The 17,922-nt window shown below is 68.0% G+C and carries 13 protein-coding genes; 5 read left to right on the top strand and 8 right to left on the bottom strand.

Annotated features, from left to right (window positions below; all coding sequences use genetic code 11):
• The 6 genes from TY25_RS11290 to TY25_RS11265 form a co-directional block, all read right to left on the bottom strand.
• The gene (locus tag TY25_RS11290; RefSeq protein ID WP_042255874.1) at positions 1-594 is read right to left on the bottom strand and encodes an ATP adenylyltransferase; all 594 of its coding nucleotides are present in this window, start codon (positions 592-594) and stop codon (positions 1-3) included.
• Positions 591-2,639, bottom strand: coding sequence for a threonine--tRNA ligase (thrS, locus tag TY25_RS11285; protein WP_042255873.1), 2,049 nt, complete (start codon positions 2,637-2,639; stop codon positions 591-593). Before thrS ends, TY25_RS11290 begins: the two co-directional genes overlap by 4 nt.
• A 181-nt stretch (positions 2,640-2,820) precedes the next feature.
• Positions 2,821-3,435, bottom strand: coding sequence for a (2Fe-2S)-binding protein (locus tag TY25_RS11280; RefSeq protein WP_226887251.1), 615 nt, complete (start codon positions 3,433-3,435; stop codon positions 2,821-2,823).
• Positions 3,432-3,851 carry a TIGR02611 family protein gene (locus TY25_RS11275; protein ID WP_042255903.1) on the bottom strand — a complete coding sequence of 140 codons (420 nt, stop codon included), beginning with the start codon at positions 3,849-3,851 and terminating at the stop codon, positions 3,432-3,434. The genes TY25_RS11280 and TY25_RS11275 overlap by 4 nt, the downstream gene beginning before the upstream one ends.
• Positions 3,852-3,944: 93 nt before the next feature.
• Positions 3,945-6,197 carry a SulP family inorganic anion transporter gene (locus TY25_RS11270; RefSeq protein ID WP_052382925.1) on the bottom strand — a complete coding sequence of 751 codons (2,253 nt, stop codon included), beginning with the start codon at positions 6,195-6,197 and terminating at the stop codon, positions 3,945-3,947.
• A 267-nt stretch (positions 6,198-6,464) separates the two neighbouring features.
• Entirely contained in the window at positions 6,465-8,696 is a 2,232-nt protein-coding gene (locus tag TY25_RS11265; RefSeq protein ID WP_042255870.1) for a SulP family inorganic anion transporter, read from the bottom strand.
• Between the two features lie 278 nt (positions 8,697-8,974).
• Here TY25_RS11265 and TY25_RS11260 point away from each other — a divergent pair, with 278 nt between their 5' ends.
• Both TY25_RS11260 and TY25_RS11255 read left to right on the top strand, forming a co-directional pair.
• A complete protein-coding gene (locus TY25_RS11260) occupies positions 8,975-10,741 on the top strand; it encodes an McrB family protein (RefSeq protein ID WP_042255869.1) in 1,767 nt (588 codons plus the stop codon).
• A gap of 1 nt (position 10,742) precedes the next feature.
• Positions 10,743-11,819 carry a 5-methylcytosine restriction system specificity protein McrC gene (locus TY25_RS11255; RefSeq protein WP_042255867.1) on the top strand — a complete coding sequence of 359 codons (1,077 nt, stop codon included), beginning with the start codon at positions 10,743-10,745 and terminating at the stop codon, positions 11,817-11,819.
• Positions 11,820-11,861: 42 nt separating this feature from the next.
• On the opposite strand, the gene TY25_RS11250 is transcribed toward TY25_RS11255, so the two are convergent.
• The gene (locus TY25_RS11250; protein WP_042255866.1) at positions 11,862-12,059 is read right to left on the bottom strand and encodes a hypothetical protein; all 198 of its coding nucleotides are present in this window, start codon (positions 12,057-12,059) and stop codon (positions 11,862-11,864) included.
• 218 nt (positions 12,060-12,277) lie between these two features.
• Between TY25_RS11250 and TY25_RS11245 the strand changes: the two genes are divergently transcribed.
• From TY25_RS11245 to TY25_RS11235, 3 genes are read left to right on the top strand one after another with little or no spacing between them, the layout of a single operon-like run.
• The gene (locus tag TY25_RS11245; protein WP_146153921.1) at positions 12,278-14,095 is read left to right on the top strand and encodes a hypothetical protein; all 1,818 of its coding nucleotides are present in this window, start codon (positions 12,278-12,280) and stop codon (positions 14,093-14,095) included.
• Entirely contained in the window at positions 14,085-15,971 is a 1,887-nt protein-coding gene (locus TY25_RS11240) for a TOMM precursor leader peptide-binding protein (RefSeq protein WP_042255864.1), read from the top strand. Before TY25_RS11245 ends, TY25_RS11240 begins: the two co-directional genes overlap by 11 nt.
• 11 nt (positions 15,972-15,982) lie before the next feature.
• The gene (locus tag TY25_RS11235; RefSeq protein WP_042255863.1) at positions 15,983-17,404 is read left to right on the top strand and encodes a SagB family peptide dehydrogenase; all 1,422 of its coding nucleotides are present in this window, start codon (positions 15,983-15,985) and stop codon (positions 17,402-17,404) included.
• A gap of 66 nt (positions 17,405-17,470) precedes the next feature.
• Here TY25_RS11235 and TY25_RS11230 read toward each other — a convergent pair whose 3' ends face one another.
• Positions 17,471-17,890, bottom strand: coding sequence for a Dabb family protein (locus TY25_RS11230; RefSeq protein ID WP_042255862.1), 420 nt, complete (start codon positions 17,888-17,890; stop codon positions 17,471-17,473).
• Between the last annotated feature and the right edge of the window lie 32 nt (positions 17,891-17,922).

Raw genomic sequence — 17,922 nt, 5'->3', positions numbered from 1 at the left:
CTAGTCGACTTCCTTCCAGGCCGCCGACAGCAGCGCGCGCGTCTCGCGCAGCAGCTGCGGCATCACCTTCGCGCCGCCGACCACGGTGATGAAGTTGGCGTCACCACCCCAGCGCGGCACGATGTGCTGGTGCAGGTGGTCGGCCAGCGAGCCCCCGGCCACGCCGCCGAGATTCAGCCCGACATTGAACCCGTGCGGCCGCGACACCCGCTTCATCACCCGGATGGCCTGCTGGGTGAACGCCATCAGCTCGGCGCTCTCGGGATCGGTGAGATCCTCGAGGTTGGCGACCTTGCGGTACGGCACCACCATCATGTGGCCGGGGTTGTACGGGTAGAGATTGAGCACCGCGTACACCAGCTCGCCGCGCGCGATGACCAGGCCGTCCTCGTCGGACATCTTCGGGATGTCGGTGAACGGATGCCCGGTCGAGCTGGGATCGGTGGCCGCGGCCTCCGCGATGTAGGACATCCGGTACGGCGTCCACAGCCGCTGCAACCGATCCGGTTCGCCCGCACCGCGATCCACGATGCTGCCCTGTTCGCCGGCGTCGTTCAGTTCGCCGAGGCCATCCGGCACCGTGCGTTCGGTCATCCTGTGCCCTTGATCTCGAAGCCCTCAGCGGTCGGTGACGCGTTCTCCCGGTGCTCGAGCCACGCCACGATGGTGGCCACCGCGTCCGCGACCGGCACCCCGTTGACCTGGGTGCCGTCGCGGAACCGGAAGCTCACCGCGCCGGCCGCGACGTCACGCTCGCCCGCGAGCAGCATGAACGGCACCTTCTGCGCGGTGTTGTTGAAGATCTTCTTCTGCATCCGGTCGTCGCTGCGGTCGACCTGCGCCCGCACGCCCGCGTCCTGCAGCCGCTCGATCACCTGATCCAGGTGCGGCGCAAAGGCTTCCGCGACCGGGATGCCGACCACCTGCACCGGCGACAGCCAGGCCGGGAACGCGCCCGCGTAGTGCTCGGTGAGCACGCCGAAGAAACGTTCGATGGAACCGAAGAGCGCGCGGTGGATCATCACCGGCCGCTGCTTGGTGCCGTCGGACGCGGTGTACTCGAGGTTGAACCGTTCCGGCAGGTTGAAGTCCAGCTGGATGGTCGACATCTGCCAGGTGCGGCCCAGCGCGTCCTTGGCCTGCACGGAGATCTTCGGCCCGTAGAACGCGGCGCCGCCCGGATCCGGCACCAGCTCCAGGCCGGAGGCCGAGGCCACCTTGGACAGCGTCTCGGTGGCCTCCTCCCAGATCTCGTCGGAGCCGACGAACTTCTTCGGGTCCTTGGTGGACAGCTCGAGGTAGAAGTCGTCGAGACCGTAGTCCTTCAGCAGACCGAGCACGAACTCCAGTGTGCTGGTCAGTTCGGCGTGCATCTGCTCTTTGGTGCAGTAGATGTGCGCGTCGTCCTGGGTCATGCCGCGCACCCGGGTGAGGCCGTGGATGACGCCGGACTTCTCGTAGCGGTACACCGAGCCGAATTCGAAGAGCCGCAACGGAAGTTCCCGATACGACCGGCCGCGCGCACGGAATATCAGGTTGTGCATCGGGCAGTTCATCGGCTTGACGTAGTAGTCCTGGCCGGGCTTGCGGACGGTGCCGTCTTCGTTCAGCTCCGCGTCCAGGTGCATGGCCGGGAACATGCCGTCGCGGTACCAGTCCAGGTGACCGGAGACCTCGAACAGGTGGCCCTTGGTGATGTGCGGGGTGTTGACGAATTCGTAGCCCGCCGCGACATGCCTGCGCCGCGAGTACTCCTCCATCTCCTTGCGGATGATGCCGCCCTTGGGATGGAACACCGGCAAGCCGGAGCCGAGCTCGTCGGGGAAGCTGAACAGGTCGAGTTCCAGGCCGAGCTTGCGGTGGTCGCGGCGCTCGGCCTCGGCCAGCAGGTGCAGGTACTCGTCGAGCGCCTCCTGCGACTCCCATGCGGTGCCGTAGATGCGCTGCAGGCCTTCCCGGTCCTGATCGCCGCGCCAGTAGGCGGCCGAGCTGCGGGTGAGTTTGAATGCCGGGATGAACTTGGTGGTCGGGATGTGCGGGCCACGACACAGATCGCCCCACACGCGTTCCCCGGTGCGCGGGTCCAGGTTGTCGTAGATGGTCAGCTCTTTGCCGCCGACCTCCATCACCTCGGGATCGTCGATCCCGGACTTGTCGCTGATCAGCTCCAGCTTGAACGGCTCCTTGGCCAGTTCGACGCGGGCGTCCTCGACCTCGACCACGCGGCGCGAAAACCGCTGCGCGCCTTTGACGATCTTCTTCATCCGGGATTCCAGCTTGGCCAGATCCTCCGGGGTGAACGGCTTGTCGACCTGGAAGTCGTAGTAGAAGCCGTCCTTGATGGGCGGGCCGATGCCGAGCTTGGCCTCGGGGAACTCCTGCTGCACCGCCTGGGCGAGCACATGGGCGGCGGAGTGCCGGATGACACTGCGGCCGTCCTCGGTGTCGGCGGCGATCGCCTGCACCTCGACGTCGGTGTCCGGGGTCCAGGACAGGTCCTTGAGACCCTCGGCGTCGCGCACGACGACGATGGTGTCCGGTCCCTTGGTCGCCAGCCCGGCCTCGCGTACCGCGGCGCCCGCCGTCGTCCCGGCCTGTACAACGACAGTCACCGGGCTGTTGCGGGCTGAGGTGGTCACGGCAGTGCTCTCCTTGGCTTTTCTCGGGTGCGGGAGGTTCCCGCGGATCATGGCCGGGACAGCAGTTGTCCCGGCGCGACCATGCTAGCTAGCCCGGCTTCCCACGTCTTGCGCCGGTTACTGGGCGCGTCCAATCTTTGCATTGCGGACCGACAGTCGTGCAATTGATCAGGCGGGCACGTCAATTCTCCCCGGCCAGGCGCTCCAGCATGGTGGTGCGCTCGGCGGCGGGGCGCTTGGGGCAGCTGGTGCACATCTCACAACTGGGGACCTCGTAGACGAGGCAGCAGGAGATCCGTTTGACGAACGTGCGGCCGCCGATCTCGACGAACCGGGGTATCGGCAGCTTGCCGCCGATCGCGGCAGCCAACCGGCCGCCCGCCGCGCCGTCACCGGCGTCCAGCGCCCGGTTCCCGACCGCGTCGGCGACGATCGCCCACAGCGCAGGCACGCCCGCGCCCGACACCTCGGCGACCGGACCGATCACCGCCGTAAGGGTTTCCCGCAAGGACGCGCCGGGCTCGGCCGCGGCGTCCGGCTCGGCGAGCACGTGAATGCGCTCCACCCCGCCGTCCGGCCGGACCTCGCAGTCGAACCGGTCCAGCACCGGTTCCACCGCGGGCTGCCCCTGCGCGTAGGCGCGGGCGACCTGCTCGACGAGCGCGGAGGCGACCATGCACCACCACAGCGTGCCCGCGATCCGCGGCGAGGTGGTCCCCCAGGAATGCCCCATCTCCGCGATCCGCGCCGCCAGCCACTGCGGCTCGGTCAACGTGCGCCCGGGGACGGTGTTCACCACTTCAGGGGACTGCGTAACCATTGCCACTCGACTCCGATCCAGCTGCCGACCATCCCGAACGTGCCCAATATCCAGAGCGTCGCGACGACCAGCGCGAAGGTGGCGGCGGCCGCGAACACCCGCATGGCGAGACCCCGTTCGGAATACCACGCCATACCCTGCCGGTACTTGTCGCGCAGCCAGCCGAGTGCCCGGCGCGCCCAGGCGAATTCGGTGGCGAGGATGCCAAGTCCGGCGAAGACGATCGCCCAGCCGGGTCCGGGGTACGGAATCGCCAGGATCCCGAGCGCGAGCACCGCGACACCGGCCAGCGCGACCCCGATCCGGTAGACCAGGTTCAGCGTAGGGCGCTCGGCGATGCGGGCACGGAAGGCGCGCCAGCCTGTTGATCGGGTTTCCAGCTCCGCGGTCATCTTTCTCAGCTTACGAGTCGGCGGGCCGCGCCAGGGCGGCCCGAACGCGTCGAACCCGCCCGGTGGTAGCGGGCGGGTTCGATGCGCGTGCGATCAGACCAGTTCGGGCATGACCCGCTGGCCCGCTTCGTCATCGATGTGCGCCAGGCCGTGCTCGGTCACCTCGATGACCCGCCCGCTGGCGATATCGAAGAACAAGCCAGACACGGTGACTCCGCGCTCGTCGACCGCCTTGCGCACGGCCGGGTGCCGCTGCAGGTTCTCCAACTGCACCGCGACGTTCACCATGCTCAGCTGATCGACCTCGCCGAAGCCGGCGCGCGCCGCGGCCACCGCCACCGGGTGGCCCCGGTGCATCCGGTCCAGGCTGGGCCGGGCGTGGGCGAGCCACTTGTCGATCTCCGGACCCGCCTGCGCGCCCGAGTGCAGTGCCTTCATGGCGCCGCACGACGAATGGCCGCAGACCACGATCGAGCGCACATTCAGTTCCTCCAGCGCGAAGACGAGCGCCGCGTCGACCGACGGATCACCCACGGCCGGAACGAGATTGCCCACATTGCGGACGGTGAACAGGTCGCCGGGACCGCTGTTGGTGATCATGTTCGGCACGATGCGCGAGTCGGCGCAGGTGAGGAAGAACGAATCCGGATCCTGGCTGTGCACCAGCTCGTCCAGATGCGGCCGCACCACGTGCGCATGGCTGCGGTGGTAGGCCGCGACGCCGGCCGCGATCGGGTCGTCGTGCTCGTCGCGCCGCCACGGACCGAGGATGTCGCTCAACACCGCGCGGCCGAAACCGCGCGACGGCGGACCCGAGGTGGCGTGCGCCATCCTGGCACTGCCGATCTCCACGAAATCGACACTGCCGCCGTTGCTTTCCTGCTGACGCACCCAGTCCTCGATGGCCTCGAACGCGGCGTGATCGAGGAAGTCGACGGTCATCTCGACGGTGACGTCGGCGTCCGAGGGCACCTTCATGAATTCCGCGGACAGCTTCGGCAGCGCGAGGAACGTGCAGGAGCCGTCGATGGTGATCATCCAGCGTTGCGAGCCCGGGATCTGCCTGGCGTTGATCGCCACTCGCACCACGCGCCACAGCAGCAGCCCGAACGCCAGCGCGAGGCCGATCAGCACGCCCTCGAGCAGGTTGAGGAACACCACGCCGGCGATGGTGGCGGAGTAGACGAACAGGTCACCGGTGCGCCGGGCGAGCCGGATATGCGCCAGCTTGACCAGCTGCGTGCCGATGACGATCAGCAGGCCGGCCAGCGCCGCCTTCGGAATCTGCTGTACCACGGCGGCCAGGGCCACCGAGAACACCAGGATCCAGATGCCGTGCAGCACCGCGGAGGCGCGACTGCGCGCACCCGCCTGCACGTTGGTGGCGCTGCGCACGATCACGCCGGTCACCGGCAGGCCGCCGAGCAGGCCCGAGAGCACGTTGGACGAACCCTGACCGATCAGCTCACGGTCGAAATTGGTGCGCCGACCGGAGTGCATCTTGTCCACCGCGACGGCCGAGAGCAGGCTCTCCACGCTGGCGATCAGGGCGATGGTGATGATCATCAGCACCACGGCCGACCAGTCGCCGCGCGGCAGTTCCGGCAGGCCGATCGCGTCGAACAGCGAGCCGTTCAACACGATTCGCTCGGCGCCGGTGGGCAGCACCATGGCGAGCAGCGTAGCCGCGACCACCGCGACCAGCGGTCCGGGCACGGCACGCACCTTGGCGGGCATGTACTTCCAGCCCAGCATGATCGCGATGACCACCGCGCCGATGAACGCGTCACCACCGTGCAGCGACATCAGCTGCCCGGGCAGCTGGGTGATGTTCTTCCACGCGGAGCTGTGCGACGAACCGCCGAGCAGCACGTGAATCTGTTGCAGCGCAATGGTGATACCGATACCCGCGAGCATCGCGTGCACCACCACCGGCGCGACGGCCAGTGCGGCACGCGCGATCCGGCTGAGGCCGAACAGGATTTGCAGCACACCGGCCGCGACGACGATGAAACCGGTTACCTTCCAGCCGAATTGGCTGATGGACTCGGCAACCACGACGGTGAGACCGGCCGCGGGGCCGCTCACCTGGAGCACGGAGCCGCCGAGCAGGCCGGCGACGATGCCGCCGATGACGGCGGCGATGAGACCCGCCATGACCGGCGCACCGGAGGCGAGGGCGATGCCGAGGGACAGCGGCAGCGCGACCAGGAAGACCACAATCGAGGCGGGCACGTCATGGCGCAGAATCGATTGGACACGTTCGGACATCTGTCCGGAACTTCGACCCGAGCCCGCGGGGACTGGCGGTGACATCGGTGGGGCTAAATCGTTATCGATAGCCATGACTTCTCCTTCGCCGAACCCGGTCCGGGGGACCGAGGTCGGTTGACGATCAAATGTCCAGCAGGGCAAGCGACCGCGAACCGGCATTCTCGCGGTGAAGCAGCTCTCCCGACACGGCAACGGGTCGGGATGTAAACCGAATCAAGATTATTAGTAAAGACTTAGCAAAGCCTGAGAACTACGCAAACTATGCGTAAATTCGCAGCTCCCAGGGCTATGGCCTGCCTCACAAGCTTGCGAAGGCGGTATCGAGGCCCGTCGCGGGGGTTACACCGGCTGTGCGGCGACACGGCGCCCCTCATCGTCGAACTCCGCGATGCCGTCCACGGTCACCTCGATCACCCGGGCGGTGGCCAGGTCGAAGAACAGACCCGAGACCGCGACGCCGCGCTCCTCGATCCCCTGCCGGACGGCGGGATGGGCGTGCAAGGTCTCGAGCTGCGCCGCGACGTTCACCATGCCGAGCTGGTCCACCTCTCCGAAGCCGGCGAACGCCGCCGCCTCGGCCACCGGATGCCCGAGCCGGAACCGGTCGAGGCTGGGCCGCGCGTGCGCCAGCCAGTCCCCCAGGCCGGGGCCGGTCCGCACGTCGCGGTACAGCGCCTCCATCGCACCGCAGCCGGAATGCCCGCACACCACGACGGCGCGCACGTCGAGCTTCTCCAACGCGTAGATGAGCGCGGCCTCCACCGAGACGTCACTGCCCGCGGTCGGCACCAGATTGCCCACATTGCGGACCGTGAACAGATCGCCGGGGCCGCTGTTGGTGATGACGTTCGGGACCACGCGCGCGTCGGCGCAGGTCAGGAAGAACGAGTCGGCATCGGGACGATGCTGCAGACCAGCCAGATGCGGCCGCAGCAGGTGCGCGTGCCCGCGGTGGTAGGCGGCGATGCCGGCCGTGATCGGATCCTCCCGGTTGCCGCTGCGCCGCCACGGCCCGATCGCCTGATCGAGCACCTTCCTGGAGTGTCCGCGCTCGGGCGGCCCGGCGGTCGCCGTCGCCATCCGCGCGCTGCCGATCTCGACGAATTCGACTGCACCGCCCTCGGATTCGCGACGCGCGGCCCACTCGGTGATCCGCTCGTAGGAGGCATGGTCCAGGAAGTCCACGGTCATCTCGACGGTCACCTCCGCGTCCGCGGGCACCTTCGCCAGCTCGGCGCTGAGTTTCGGCAGCGCGAGGAAGGTACAGGTGCCGTCGATGGTGACCACCCAGCGGCGGGTACCGGCCACCGGCGCGGCGGCGATCGTCACCCGGACCACCCGCCACAGCAGCAGCGCGAACGAGAGCACCAGCCCGATCACCATGCCCACCAACAGGTTCAGGAACACCACGCTGAGCACCGTCGCGACGTAGACGTAGAGATCACCGGTGCGCCGGGCCAGCCGGATGTGCGCCAGCTTGACCAGCTGCACGCCGATCAGGATCAACAGCCCGGCCAGCGCCGCCTTCGGGATCTGCTGCACCAGACCGGCGAACGCGACCGAGAACAGCAGGATCCAGATCCCGTGCAGCACGGTCGCCGCCCTGGTCTGCGCGCCCGCGTTCGCGTTGGTGATGCTGCGGACGATCACCGCGGCGATCGGCAGGCCGCCGAGCAGGCCGGACACCGCGTTCGCCGTGCCCTGGCCGATCAGTTCCCGGTCGAGGTTGGCCGCGCTGCCGGGGCGCAGTTTGTCCACGGCGACGGCCGAGAGCAGGGTCTCCACGCTGGCGATGAGCGCGATCGTCACCATGGTCAGCGCGATCGCCGTCCAGGTGCCCGACGGCACCGCGGGCAGTCCGATCGCGTCCAGCAGCGAACCGTTGAGCACCAGGCGCTCCACCTGGGTGGGCAAGACCAGCGACAGCACGGTCGCGACCACCACCGCGACCAGCGGCCCGGGCACCGACCGGACCTGACGCGGCAGAAACTTCCAGCCGACCAGGATGACGATCACCACCAGGCCGATCACCAGGTCGCCGCTGTGCACCGACATCAGCTGGTGCGGCAGTTGCACGAGGCTGTCGAACGAGGAGCTGAGCGAGGCGCCGCCCAGCAGCACATGTACCTGCTGCAGCGCGATGATCACGCCGATACCGGCCAGCAGCGCGTGCACCACCACCGGCGCGATCGCCAGCGCGGCCCGCGCTATGCGACTGAGCCCGAACAGGATCTGCAAGAGGCCGGCGCCGACGGTGATGAAACACGTGGCAGCCCAGCCGAATTGGTGCACGCTCTCGGCGACGATCACGGTGAGGCTGGCCGTCGGCCCGCTCACCTGCACCGCCGAGCCGCCGAGCAGACCGGCGACCACGCCGCCGACCACGGCGGCGATCAGCCCGGCGGCGACCGGCGCACCGGAGGCGACCGCGACGCCGAGGGAAAGGGGCAGTGCGACAAGGAAAACCACGATCGAAGCGGGCAGGTCGTGGCGGCCGAGAATGGCCAGGCGTTCAGGTAAAGAGGCAGTGCGCGGCAACGTCCGTGGTGCAGGATCGGTGTCGGTGGACATATTTCTCCTTCGCCGGGCGAACGCACGCCGTCCCGGTTCATCGGTGGAACATGTACTGGCATCGAAAGCGAGCAGCGGGCGAAGCTCAACCGCCCGAGAGCGGCAAACCCGAGTGACGCGAAGGTCGGGACAATAGTAAAGACTTCGCAAAGCATATGAAAAGGTTTCCAACGGAATCTTTCCCGCCGTCACCAAATTGTGACCGTGGTCACATATTGCTCTCAGGCTTCGCTCGGCGATCCCCGGTCGCCAGAGATTCGCCCTGCCGAGGTGACCGGATGGGTCAGAATCGACGGGTGGCCGAGGAGCAGCTCTCACTGGGACGGTCGGGGTCGGCGCGGGTCGAGGCGGTGGCACGGACGATCATGCGGCGGTGCCTGGTGGACGACGATTCGCTGTTCACGCCGGGCCGCGCGATCTGGACACCGGAACACCTGGCCGAGTTGCACCGTGCGTACGTGGACGCGCCGGATGCCTCCGGGGCCTCCTTCGTCGCCAAACTGGAGCACCAGCTCGCCGAGGTCGCCCCGCCCGCACGGCAACTCTTCGCCGAGATCTACACCCTGAACGTGCTACCGCTGGTGAACCTGTTGCCGACGACCAAGATTCGGGCCGTCGAGCGGATACTGGAGCCGCTCGAAGAGGCGGTGGGCATACCCGGCGAAGTGCTCGCGGCCTTCCAGGACGGGGTCTTCAACGGTGGCCGCGCATTCAACAGCAGACGCTGGGCACAACTGGCGTACCTGGTGGAGTTCGCCGAGTACTTCAAGAGCCACGACCCCGCACAGCGACAGGCCGCCCGAGCCGATCCGTTCGCCTGCCGCGCCATCGTTCGCGGCGCGCCCGGCCCGCGCGAACCCGCGCAACGACAAGCACTGCTGTATCTCTTCCACCCCGAGTACTTCCTGCCGATCGTGTCCGGCGCACACCGGACCGCGTTGCGCGACGGCCTGGCCCAGGCCTATCTGCCGTCCGGCGCCACCGACGATCTCGATCGAGACCTGCGGGCCATCGACGACGCGGTGCGCGCGGCGACCGGTGCGCCGGTGGATTACTACCTGTCCCCGTGGCGGGAAATGTGGCAGTCCGACAACACCGGCGGCTCCGTGGTCGCGGCGGAGGTCGTCGCCGAAAACGACGCCGACGCGGTAGAAACCACGCCGTACACCGTGGCCGAGATCATCGCGGACGGCTGTTTCCATTCCGCCGAGGCGCTGCGGCAGATGCTGGCACGATGGTCGAGCAAGAAGAACCTCGTGCTGCAAGGTGCGCCGGGCACCGGAAAGACCTGGCTCGCAAGGCGATTGGCCTACGCGCTGATCGGATCGCAGTCGCCCGAGGCGATTCGCTCGGTGCAGTTCCATCCGAATACGTCCTACGAGGACTTCGTGCGGGGCTGGCGGCCGGTGACCACCGAGGACGGCTCGGGACGGCTGGATCTCGTAGACGGCCCGTTGATCGCCCACGCGGAACGGGCACGGCGGCAACCCGATATCCCGCACGTGCTGGTGATCGAGGAGATCAACCGCGGCAATCCCGCGCAGGCCTTCGGCGAGATGCTGACCCTCATCGAGGCGACCAAACGGAGCGAGCACGACGCACTCGAGCTTTCGTATTCACCCGTCCCCGGCGAGCGCTACCACCTGCCCGACAACCTGTATCTGATCGGCACGATGAACATCGCGGACCGGTCCTTGGCGCTGGTCGATTTCGCGCTGCGCCGCCGGTTCGCCTTCGAAACACTCGCGCCCGCCTTCACCGAGGCGTGGGCGGCGGAGCTGCGGTCGAAGCTGCCGATGTCCGGCGACCTCGTCGCCCGTATCCACGACCGGGTGGCCGCGTTGAACACCACCATCGCCGAGCACCGGATGCTGGGCCCCTCGTTCCAGATCGGCCACAGCTTCTTCACCCCGAACGAGGCCCAATCCGATGGATGGCGTTGGTTTCTCGGCGTTATAGAGAGCGAGATCGAGCCGCTGTTGCGCGAATACTGGTTCGACGAACCGACGACCGCGGACGACGCGGTCGCCCGGTTGAAGGCCTGACGTGCTCGTCGTCGGCGAGAAGAAGACGCGCATTCCGGTGCGCAGCCTCTGGTTTCTGCTCATCTACGAATCGGGTCTGCTCGATCAGCTGTCGACCGGCCGACGCGAGGCGATGTTCGGCGGCGACCGCGACGACCACCTCTCCGACATCATCGTCGACCTGTTCGTCGGCGATGTCGAAGCGCGGCTGCGCAGGCAGCTCACTCCCCAATACCGGGATCGCGCAGCCGATCTCACCCGGGTGCGCGGACGCATCGACCACCTGCGCACCCAAGGGCGGCGCCTGCTCGACCGAGGCACGGTCGCCTGCCGCTTCACCGAGTTGATCGTCGACACCCCGCGCAACCGGTATATCGCTGCGGTCCTGCGCAAGTCGGCGGCGCTCGTGCAGAGCGAAGAACTCGCGCACCGCTGCACCGCTGCCGCGTTCGCCCTGTCCCGGCTCGGGGTGGGCACCCGGACGCCCACCCGCGCGGAGCTGTCCCGCGACCGGGTCGGTGCCCATGATCGGGCCGACCAGCATCTGCTGTCCTTGGCCAGACTGGTCGAGGACATGGCTCTGCCGGTGCACGAGCCCGGCCACATCCACCTGCCGGAAATCGACACCGGGGCGCATGGTCGCCTACGTGCGTTATTCGAGAAAGCGATCCGCAATTACTACTGCCGGCACTTGAATCCGGCCGACTGGACCGTCTCCGCACCGATACTCCGCTGGGATCGGGATGCCAACGCTTCGGGTGCCGCGTTGCTCCCACGAATGCATACCGACACCGTGTTGACGCACCGAAATACCCGACGCCGCATCATTATCGAGACAAAATTCACCGACGGGTTGACCGAGCACTACGGAAAGACCCGCATCAAAAGCGAGTACCTCTATCAGCTCTACGCGTACGTGATGTCCCAGTCCCAACCGGACACCGAGGGTGTATTGCTTTTCGTCACCACTGCGGGACGAACACCTATCGCCGAGTCGGTGACCATCCAGGGCCACCGAATCCGCTTCATATCCTTGGACCTCGCCCAACCCCTCGCACGCATCCGGCAGACGCTCGACAGTGTGCTGTCCCAGGAATGATCCCCCGGTAATCACTACCGGGGGATCCGTTCCGGCAGACCGTTACGCTTCGAGCCCGTCGAGGGGATTGCTCGTGTCGCGGCCGCAGGTGCTGCACACGCAGTAGCCGCAGGTGCAACAGGCGGAGCAGTCGCAGGGCGGGATCAGGCCGGCCGGGGTCGAGCGCTCGTCGGCCATGGTCAGATTTTCCGGTTCGAGATTCAGTAATTCGAGGGCGAGATTCGCCGAGGTGATGGGCATGTGCCGGTCCTCTCCTGGATGGATTTGTGCAGGAACTTCGAATATGCCTGCCGCGCTTTCCCTTCCGACAGGGCAGCACTCCCGGCAGGGCCGGGAAGAATTCCCGGGTCACCGGTCGAGTGCGGCCGGGAAGATTTCCCGCCCGTTCGGGAATTCGTGCTCTGTCGGTGTGACCGGCACACGTGTGATCGTGCTCGAGGAGGCGAAAGGAGTCCGGTATGCGTCCACGCTTGCACCCGGCCGTGCGCTATGTGGCCTGTCCCGACGGGGTGTACCTGTTCGGCGATCGCGGCGCACGCACGTTGCGCGGCGCCCGGGCCTTCGACTGGCTCAGCCGTCTCGACCCGTATCTGAACGGCGCGTTCGAACTGGACGAGCTGACCGCCGCGCTACCCGCCGAACAGCGCTCGACGGTCGAGGGCATGGTGACGGCGCTGCACGAGCACGGATTCGTGACCGACGCGCAGGACGCTCTACCGCACCAGCTTTCCGACGCGGACCTGCGTATCTACGCGCGGGAGATCGCCTTTCTCGCCTGCGCGATCGATGCACCGGAACACCGCTTCCAACGTCACCGGGAGGCGCGGGTGACCGTGCTCGGCGCGGCGGGCACCGAGCGCGTCGTCACCGCGGTCGTCGCGGCCGGGGTGCGATCGGGCTGGGCGAATGTGCGTGTTGCCACGGCCGGGCCGGAGGCCGAGTTGATGCGCGCCGTCGATGCCGCGCGACGAGACGAGCACCAGCGCGTCTCCCTGACCCCGGATCCAGAATTGCGGGATACCGATGTCGTCCTGCAAATCGCCGACACCACGGCGGAATTGACGTCGTTCGCGCAGCGCTGCCCGGATCATGTGGCGCTCGCGCAGTTGCTGCTCGGCAGCGAGGAAGCCTGGATCACCGAGACCAGCGCTCCCGCCGACACCTCGTGCTGGAAACGCCTGCGGGCCAACCGTAAAGGCGCGACCGCGCCGGGCCCGAACCGCTGGCTGACCGGGCCGGTGCCCGCGATACTGGCGGCGCACCTGGTGCTGGGCGTCTTCCGCCACCGCACCGGGTTGGCCGCGCTGCCCGCGCCTACGCCCGGCGGACCGCGCGTGACCCGCATGGATCTGCGCACCCTGGACATGACAGTGCACCGCGTCACACCGATCAGTGCTGTCGCCGAACATGATTCACGCTCGCCCGCGCCACTCGGTAACCAGATCGCCTCATCTCCTGACGAATTGCTCACCAAGGCCGCAATGCTCGTCGACGAGCACACGGGTGTGCTCTCCGCCTTCGGCGAAGGCGACTTGCCGCAGTTCCCGCTCTCGCTCTGCCGGGCGGTGGTCTCCGATCCGGCCGCGGTGATCCCGTCTCCGGCTCCACTTCCTGCGGTGACCGGATGGGGTCCCGATCAGCACACGGCCCGCACCCGTACGGTGCTGCGCGCACTGGCCGTGCACGCCTGGCTCACCGCACCTGCGATCTCGGCCGTGGATCTCGTGCGGGGCGAGCTGATCGCCCCGCCGGTGTTATCGGCGCATGACAGGGCGAATCCGCGGGCCACCGGCGTCGCGGCCGGACTCACCCGCTCGGACGCCATCGAGTGGGGCCTGCGCCAGCAGTGCGAGGCACTGCTGGCGCAGCGCCGAGCGGAATGGACCGCGCGGTCTCCACTGGCGGACGCCCGAATACCGCTCGATGACAACGGTATTCGGCTCCTGCACCAGCTCGGCGTAGTCGGCGGCGAGACGTCGGTACTGGACCTGAGCGACATCCTGGGCGTCCCGGCCTACGCGGTGCGCACGGCGCACGGTCACGAAGTCGTGAGTTGCGCGACCACCGCACCCGACGCCCTCCGCGACGGACTGGAGCGCGCTCTCCTGGCCTGGCAAGGACATCCGGACACCTGCGCCGCCGCGGCGGGGACGTCCGAGAACCCCGATCTCCTCGCCAAGGCCCTGCACGAGTCCGGATTCACTGCTGTCGCCGTGGAACTAGCCGACGAACTCGCACTTGTGCACTGCGTCCGGGTGGTGCTCGATGCCGCATGACATCGCTGTGCTCGGCGCGGGGCTACTGGCCACGGCGGTGCGCGACGCGATCACCGCCACCGGCCATCGAGTCCGCGCCACCGACGACACACCGTACGACGCACTGGTCGTCGCCGATGCCGCCTCGGCGGCGACCGCCGCGGAAGGGCAAGCGGTGCCGTGGTTTCCGGTGCGGCTGAACCACACTCACGTCCTCGTCGGACCCGGTGGTCTCCCCGGCCGGCCAGGGTGCCCGACCTGCGCCGACAGGCGGCGCGAGCACAATCGCGTCGACGCGCCGCAACGCGCGGCACTGTCCGAACGATTCGGCGCGGACCTGCTCCGACGACCCTCACCCCTGCTCCTGGAGACCACCGCAGCAGCCGCGGCGGCGCTGGCGATCGCCGAACTGGAAAAGCTACTGGCAGGTGTGCCGAATTCCGTTCAGTGGAGCCTGGATCTGGAAACCGCGGTCACGACAACCCACCGCATCATGGCCGATCCGCTGTGCCCGGACTGCTCGAACCTCCCCGGCGACGACCCGGGGATCGCACGAAACCTGTTCGCGCCGAACACCGGACGGCGCGGCCTGCGCACCCGCGACCTCACGGCCGCGCTGCCCGAACTGCAGCGGATCTACGTCGACGCGGACACCGGGATGATCCGCGAGCTCACTACCTGGACCACGGCGACGTCTCCCATGTCCAGGGCCGCCATCGAATCCGAACAGTCCCCCGCGAGCAGCCACGGGTACGGTCGCGGCTTCGGTGTCGACGCGACCAAGGCCGCCGCGGTGGCCGAGGCGCTCGAACGGCTCGGCGGACAACGTCCACGCGGTCGGCGCACCACGGTCCGCGCCGCGTACACCGAAGTCGCGGATCGCGCCATCGATCCCCGCGCCTTCGGCCTGTACTCCGACGCGCGCTACGACGCCCCCGGGTTCTGGTTCCATCGCTACCACCCGGACCTGGAAATCCCTTGGGTGTGGGCCTATTCGTTCGCACGTGCCGAAGCCGTGCTGGTGCCGGAGTGCCTGGCGTACTACGGCGTGCACGACCGCCGTTTCGCCTACGAGACATCCAACGGTTGCGCCGCCGGGAGTTCGCTCGCCGAGGCGGCGCTGCACGGGCTGCTGGAGGTCACCGAACGGGACGCGTTTCTGCTCACCTGGTATGCCCGGCTGCCGGTACCGCGCGTGGATCTGGATTCCGCGACAGATCGGCGGATTCCGTTGCTCGCCGATCTCGTCGCGCACGAATTCGGCTATGAGGTGGCGGCATTCGACTGCACGACCGAGACGCGCGTTCCCGCGTACTGGCTGATGGCGGTCGACCAGAAGCCTGGCGAGAACAGGCCGGCGGTCCTCTGCGGCGCGGCCGCGCATGTGTTCCCGGAGCACGCGTTGCTGAGCGGAATACAGGAAATGCTCACCATGCTGGAGGGTTTCATCGCTCGATACGACCCGGAATCGGCACGGCGGATGGTGGCCGACAGCGACCGCGTCGGTGACATGGACGATCACAGCACCCTCTACGGCCACCCAGACGCCTTCCCGCGCCTGGGTTTCCTCCCTCTCGACGGACCGCGGCAGCCGATACCGCCCGCCGCGTGGCCCGAATTCGCTGACCTCACCCAGGATCTCGTGCACCTGGCCGAGCGGTATCGCGCGTGTGATCTCGATGTCCTGATCGTCGATCAGACCTCGGGAGAGCACCGGGCGGGCGGGTTCGCCTGCGCCAAGGTGCTCGTGCCCGGCACGGTGCCGATGACGTTCGGGCACCGGAACCGGCGCGACCACGGCCTGCCGCGCATTCGCACGGCGCCAAGGATTCTCGGCTACACCGAGCACGACCTCGGCGCGGACGAGAGCAATCCGTATCCGCACCCCTTCCCGTGAGGGAGCAGTTCATGGACGCCGACACCGGTGCCGCGCTGACCACGTTCCTGGACCGCAGCCGCGGCCCCGCCCGCGGGCCGATCGACTGGAACGCCGCCCCTGCACGGTACAAACGCTATCCCGACGCCGCCCGCATCGAACTGCCGTGGGGCGATGAAGCGGCCGCTACCTCGCTGATCGGCGCCCTGCTGCTCGACATGTGCGGTATCACGCGCTTGATGTGGACCCCCGTACTCGATCACGACGGCGTACCCACCCCCGGCGCGTTCAAGGTCCAGCACGGCAGGTCCGCGCCGTCAGGCGGCGCACTGTATCCGCTCGAAGCCTACGTCGCCGTGCAATCACCCGAACCCGGCCTCTACCACTATGATCCGGCACATCACTGCCTCGAACTGTTGCGGCCGGGCGATCACCGAGCAGCCTTGGCCGCACTGGTTTCCGACGCCCCGGGCCCCCTTCCCGCCGCAGTGCTCGTGCTCACCGCACGGTTCTGGCGCAACGGATTCAAATACGGCGAGTTCGGATACCGTTTACAGACACAGGAAATCGGCGTGCTCGCCGCCCAAGCGGCAGCGGTGGCCGCGCGCCTCGGCACCAGCGCGGACACGCGCCTGCATTTCGCCGACGATCAGGTGCACGAACTGCTCGATCTCGAGCCGCGTGCGGAAGCCGCCCTGGCGATGATGTTCGTAGGCCAGGACGCCGCGGCTGCGAACGCCCCGACATACCGCGAGCTGATCGCCGCAACCCCGGCGGTCGCCGCGGAACGAACTCCCGCGATCACCGAGAAACTTCCCGCCATGGCCGCCTTGCATACCGATTCAGGTGTGCTGCCCGAGGATTCGACGCCATATCCGGTGGAGGCCGGGCACGAACTTCCGCTGCCCCGGGTACGAGTAGCTGTCGAGGCGGGCATAGCGGGCCGGTCCTCCCCTGCCGACGGGTTCCGTCCGCGGGCCATCGAAGTGATCCGACTGGCCGGACTGATCGGCGCGGTCGCCGACGGCTGGGCCGGATTCGGCCGCGGTGCCGCGCTGTACTGCCTTGTCGCCCGCGTCGACGGGATCGCACCGCGCATGTACCGCTACCATCCGGCGCACCATGCCCTCGTCGAAATCACCTCCGGCATAGCCGATTCGGTCCGGTGCCACCCGATCGTGGGCGAGGCCGCCGCGGTCCTGCTGCCGGTCGGTGACCTGCACGCGGGCACCGGAGCACGCTGGTATCGAACGGTGCAAGCCGATGCCGGCGTGGTCCTGCAGCGCGGGGCACTCGCCGCTGCCGCACTCGATCTGGCCGCGCGTATCTACTCCGGCGAAACGCCCGATTTCTCGGCCGATCTCGCGGGCACCCGAAGCGCGCTCGCCGCACTGCTGATCGGCGTCCCGCGCGCGGTTTCGACACTGGAGCAACGAATCCACCCGGGTAGGTGAAGCACCGGAGAACAACGCGAAAGCCCCTGGCGGACAATATGTCCGCCAGGGGCTTCGGGCCGGGTACTACTTCTCGCCGTGCGCGCCGGGTGCCGCGCTACCGCTGTATTCGCCGAGATCGGAGACCAGCTTGGTCAGCTCCGGGTCGCTGTCGTAGCGCCGCTGGTGCAGTTCGGCGATCTTCTTCCCCATCTCCGGATCCGCGTCGTCGGTGATGTCGAACGAGGCGAACTTGTCGACCAGCGGCAGCCCGACGCGGTCGGTGTTGCGGTGGGCGGGGTGGATCAGGTACTCCCAGTAGCCTTCCAGATCCTCGATGACGAACACCGCGCCCCACTGGTATTCGCCACCGAAGTCGGGGCCGACGACGAAGGACTTCACCGAGGGGATGACCCGGCCCTGGTTGCGCAGGCTCTCGAGGGCTTCCTCGACGGCCTCGGGGGTGGCGTCGGCGCGGAGGGTGAAGCGGTTACCGTGGTAGATCATTTCTTTCAGCTTTCTCTGTGGTGGGAAATCGG

Source organism: Nocardia brasiliensis NBRC 14402 (assembly GCF_000308475.2).
GTDB lineage: Bacteria > Actinomycetota > Actinomycetes > Mycobacteriales > Mycobacteriaceae > Nocardia > Nocardia brasiliensis.
Note: the sequence above shows the minus strand (reverse complement) of the source record. Positions and strands in the feature narration are given on the sequence as shown.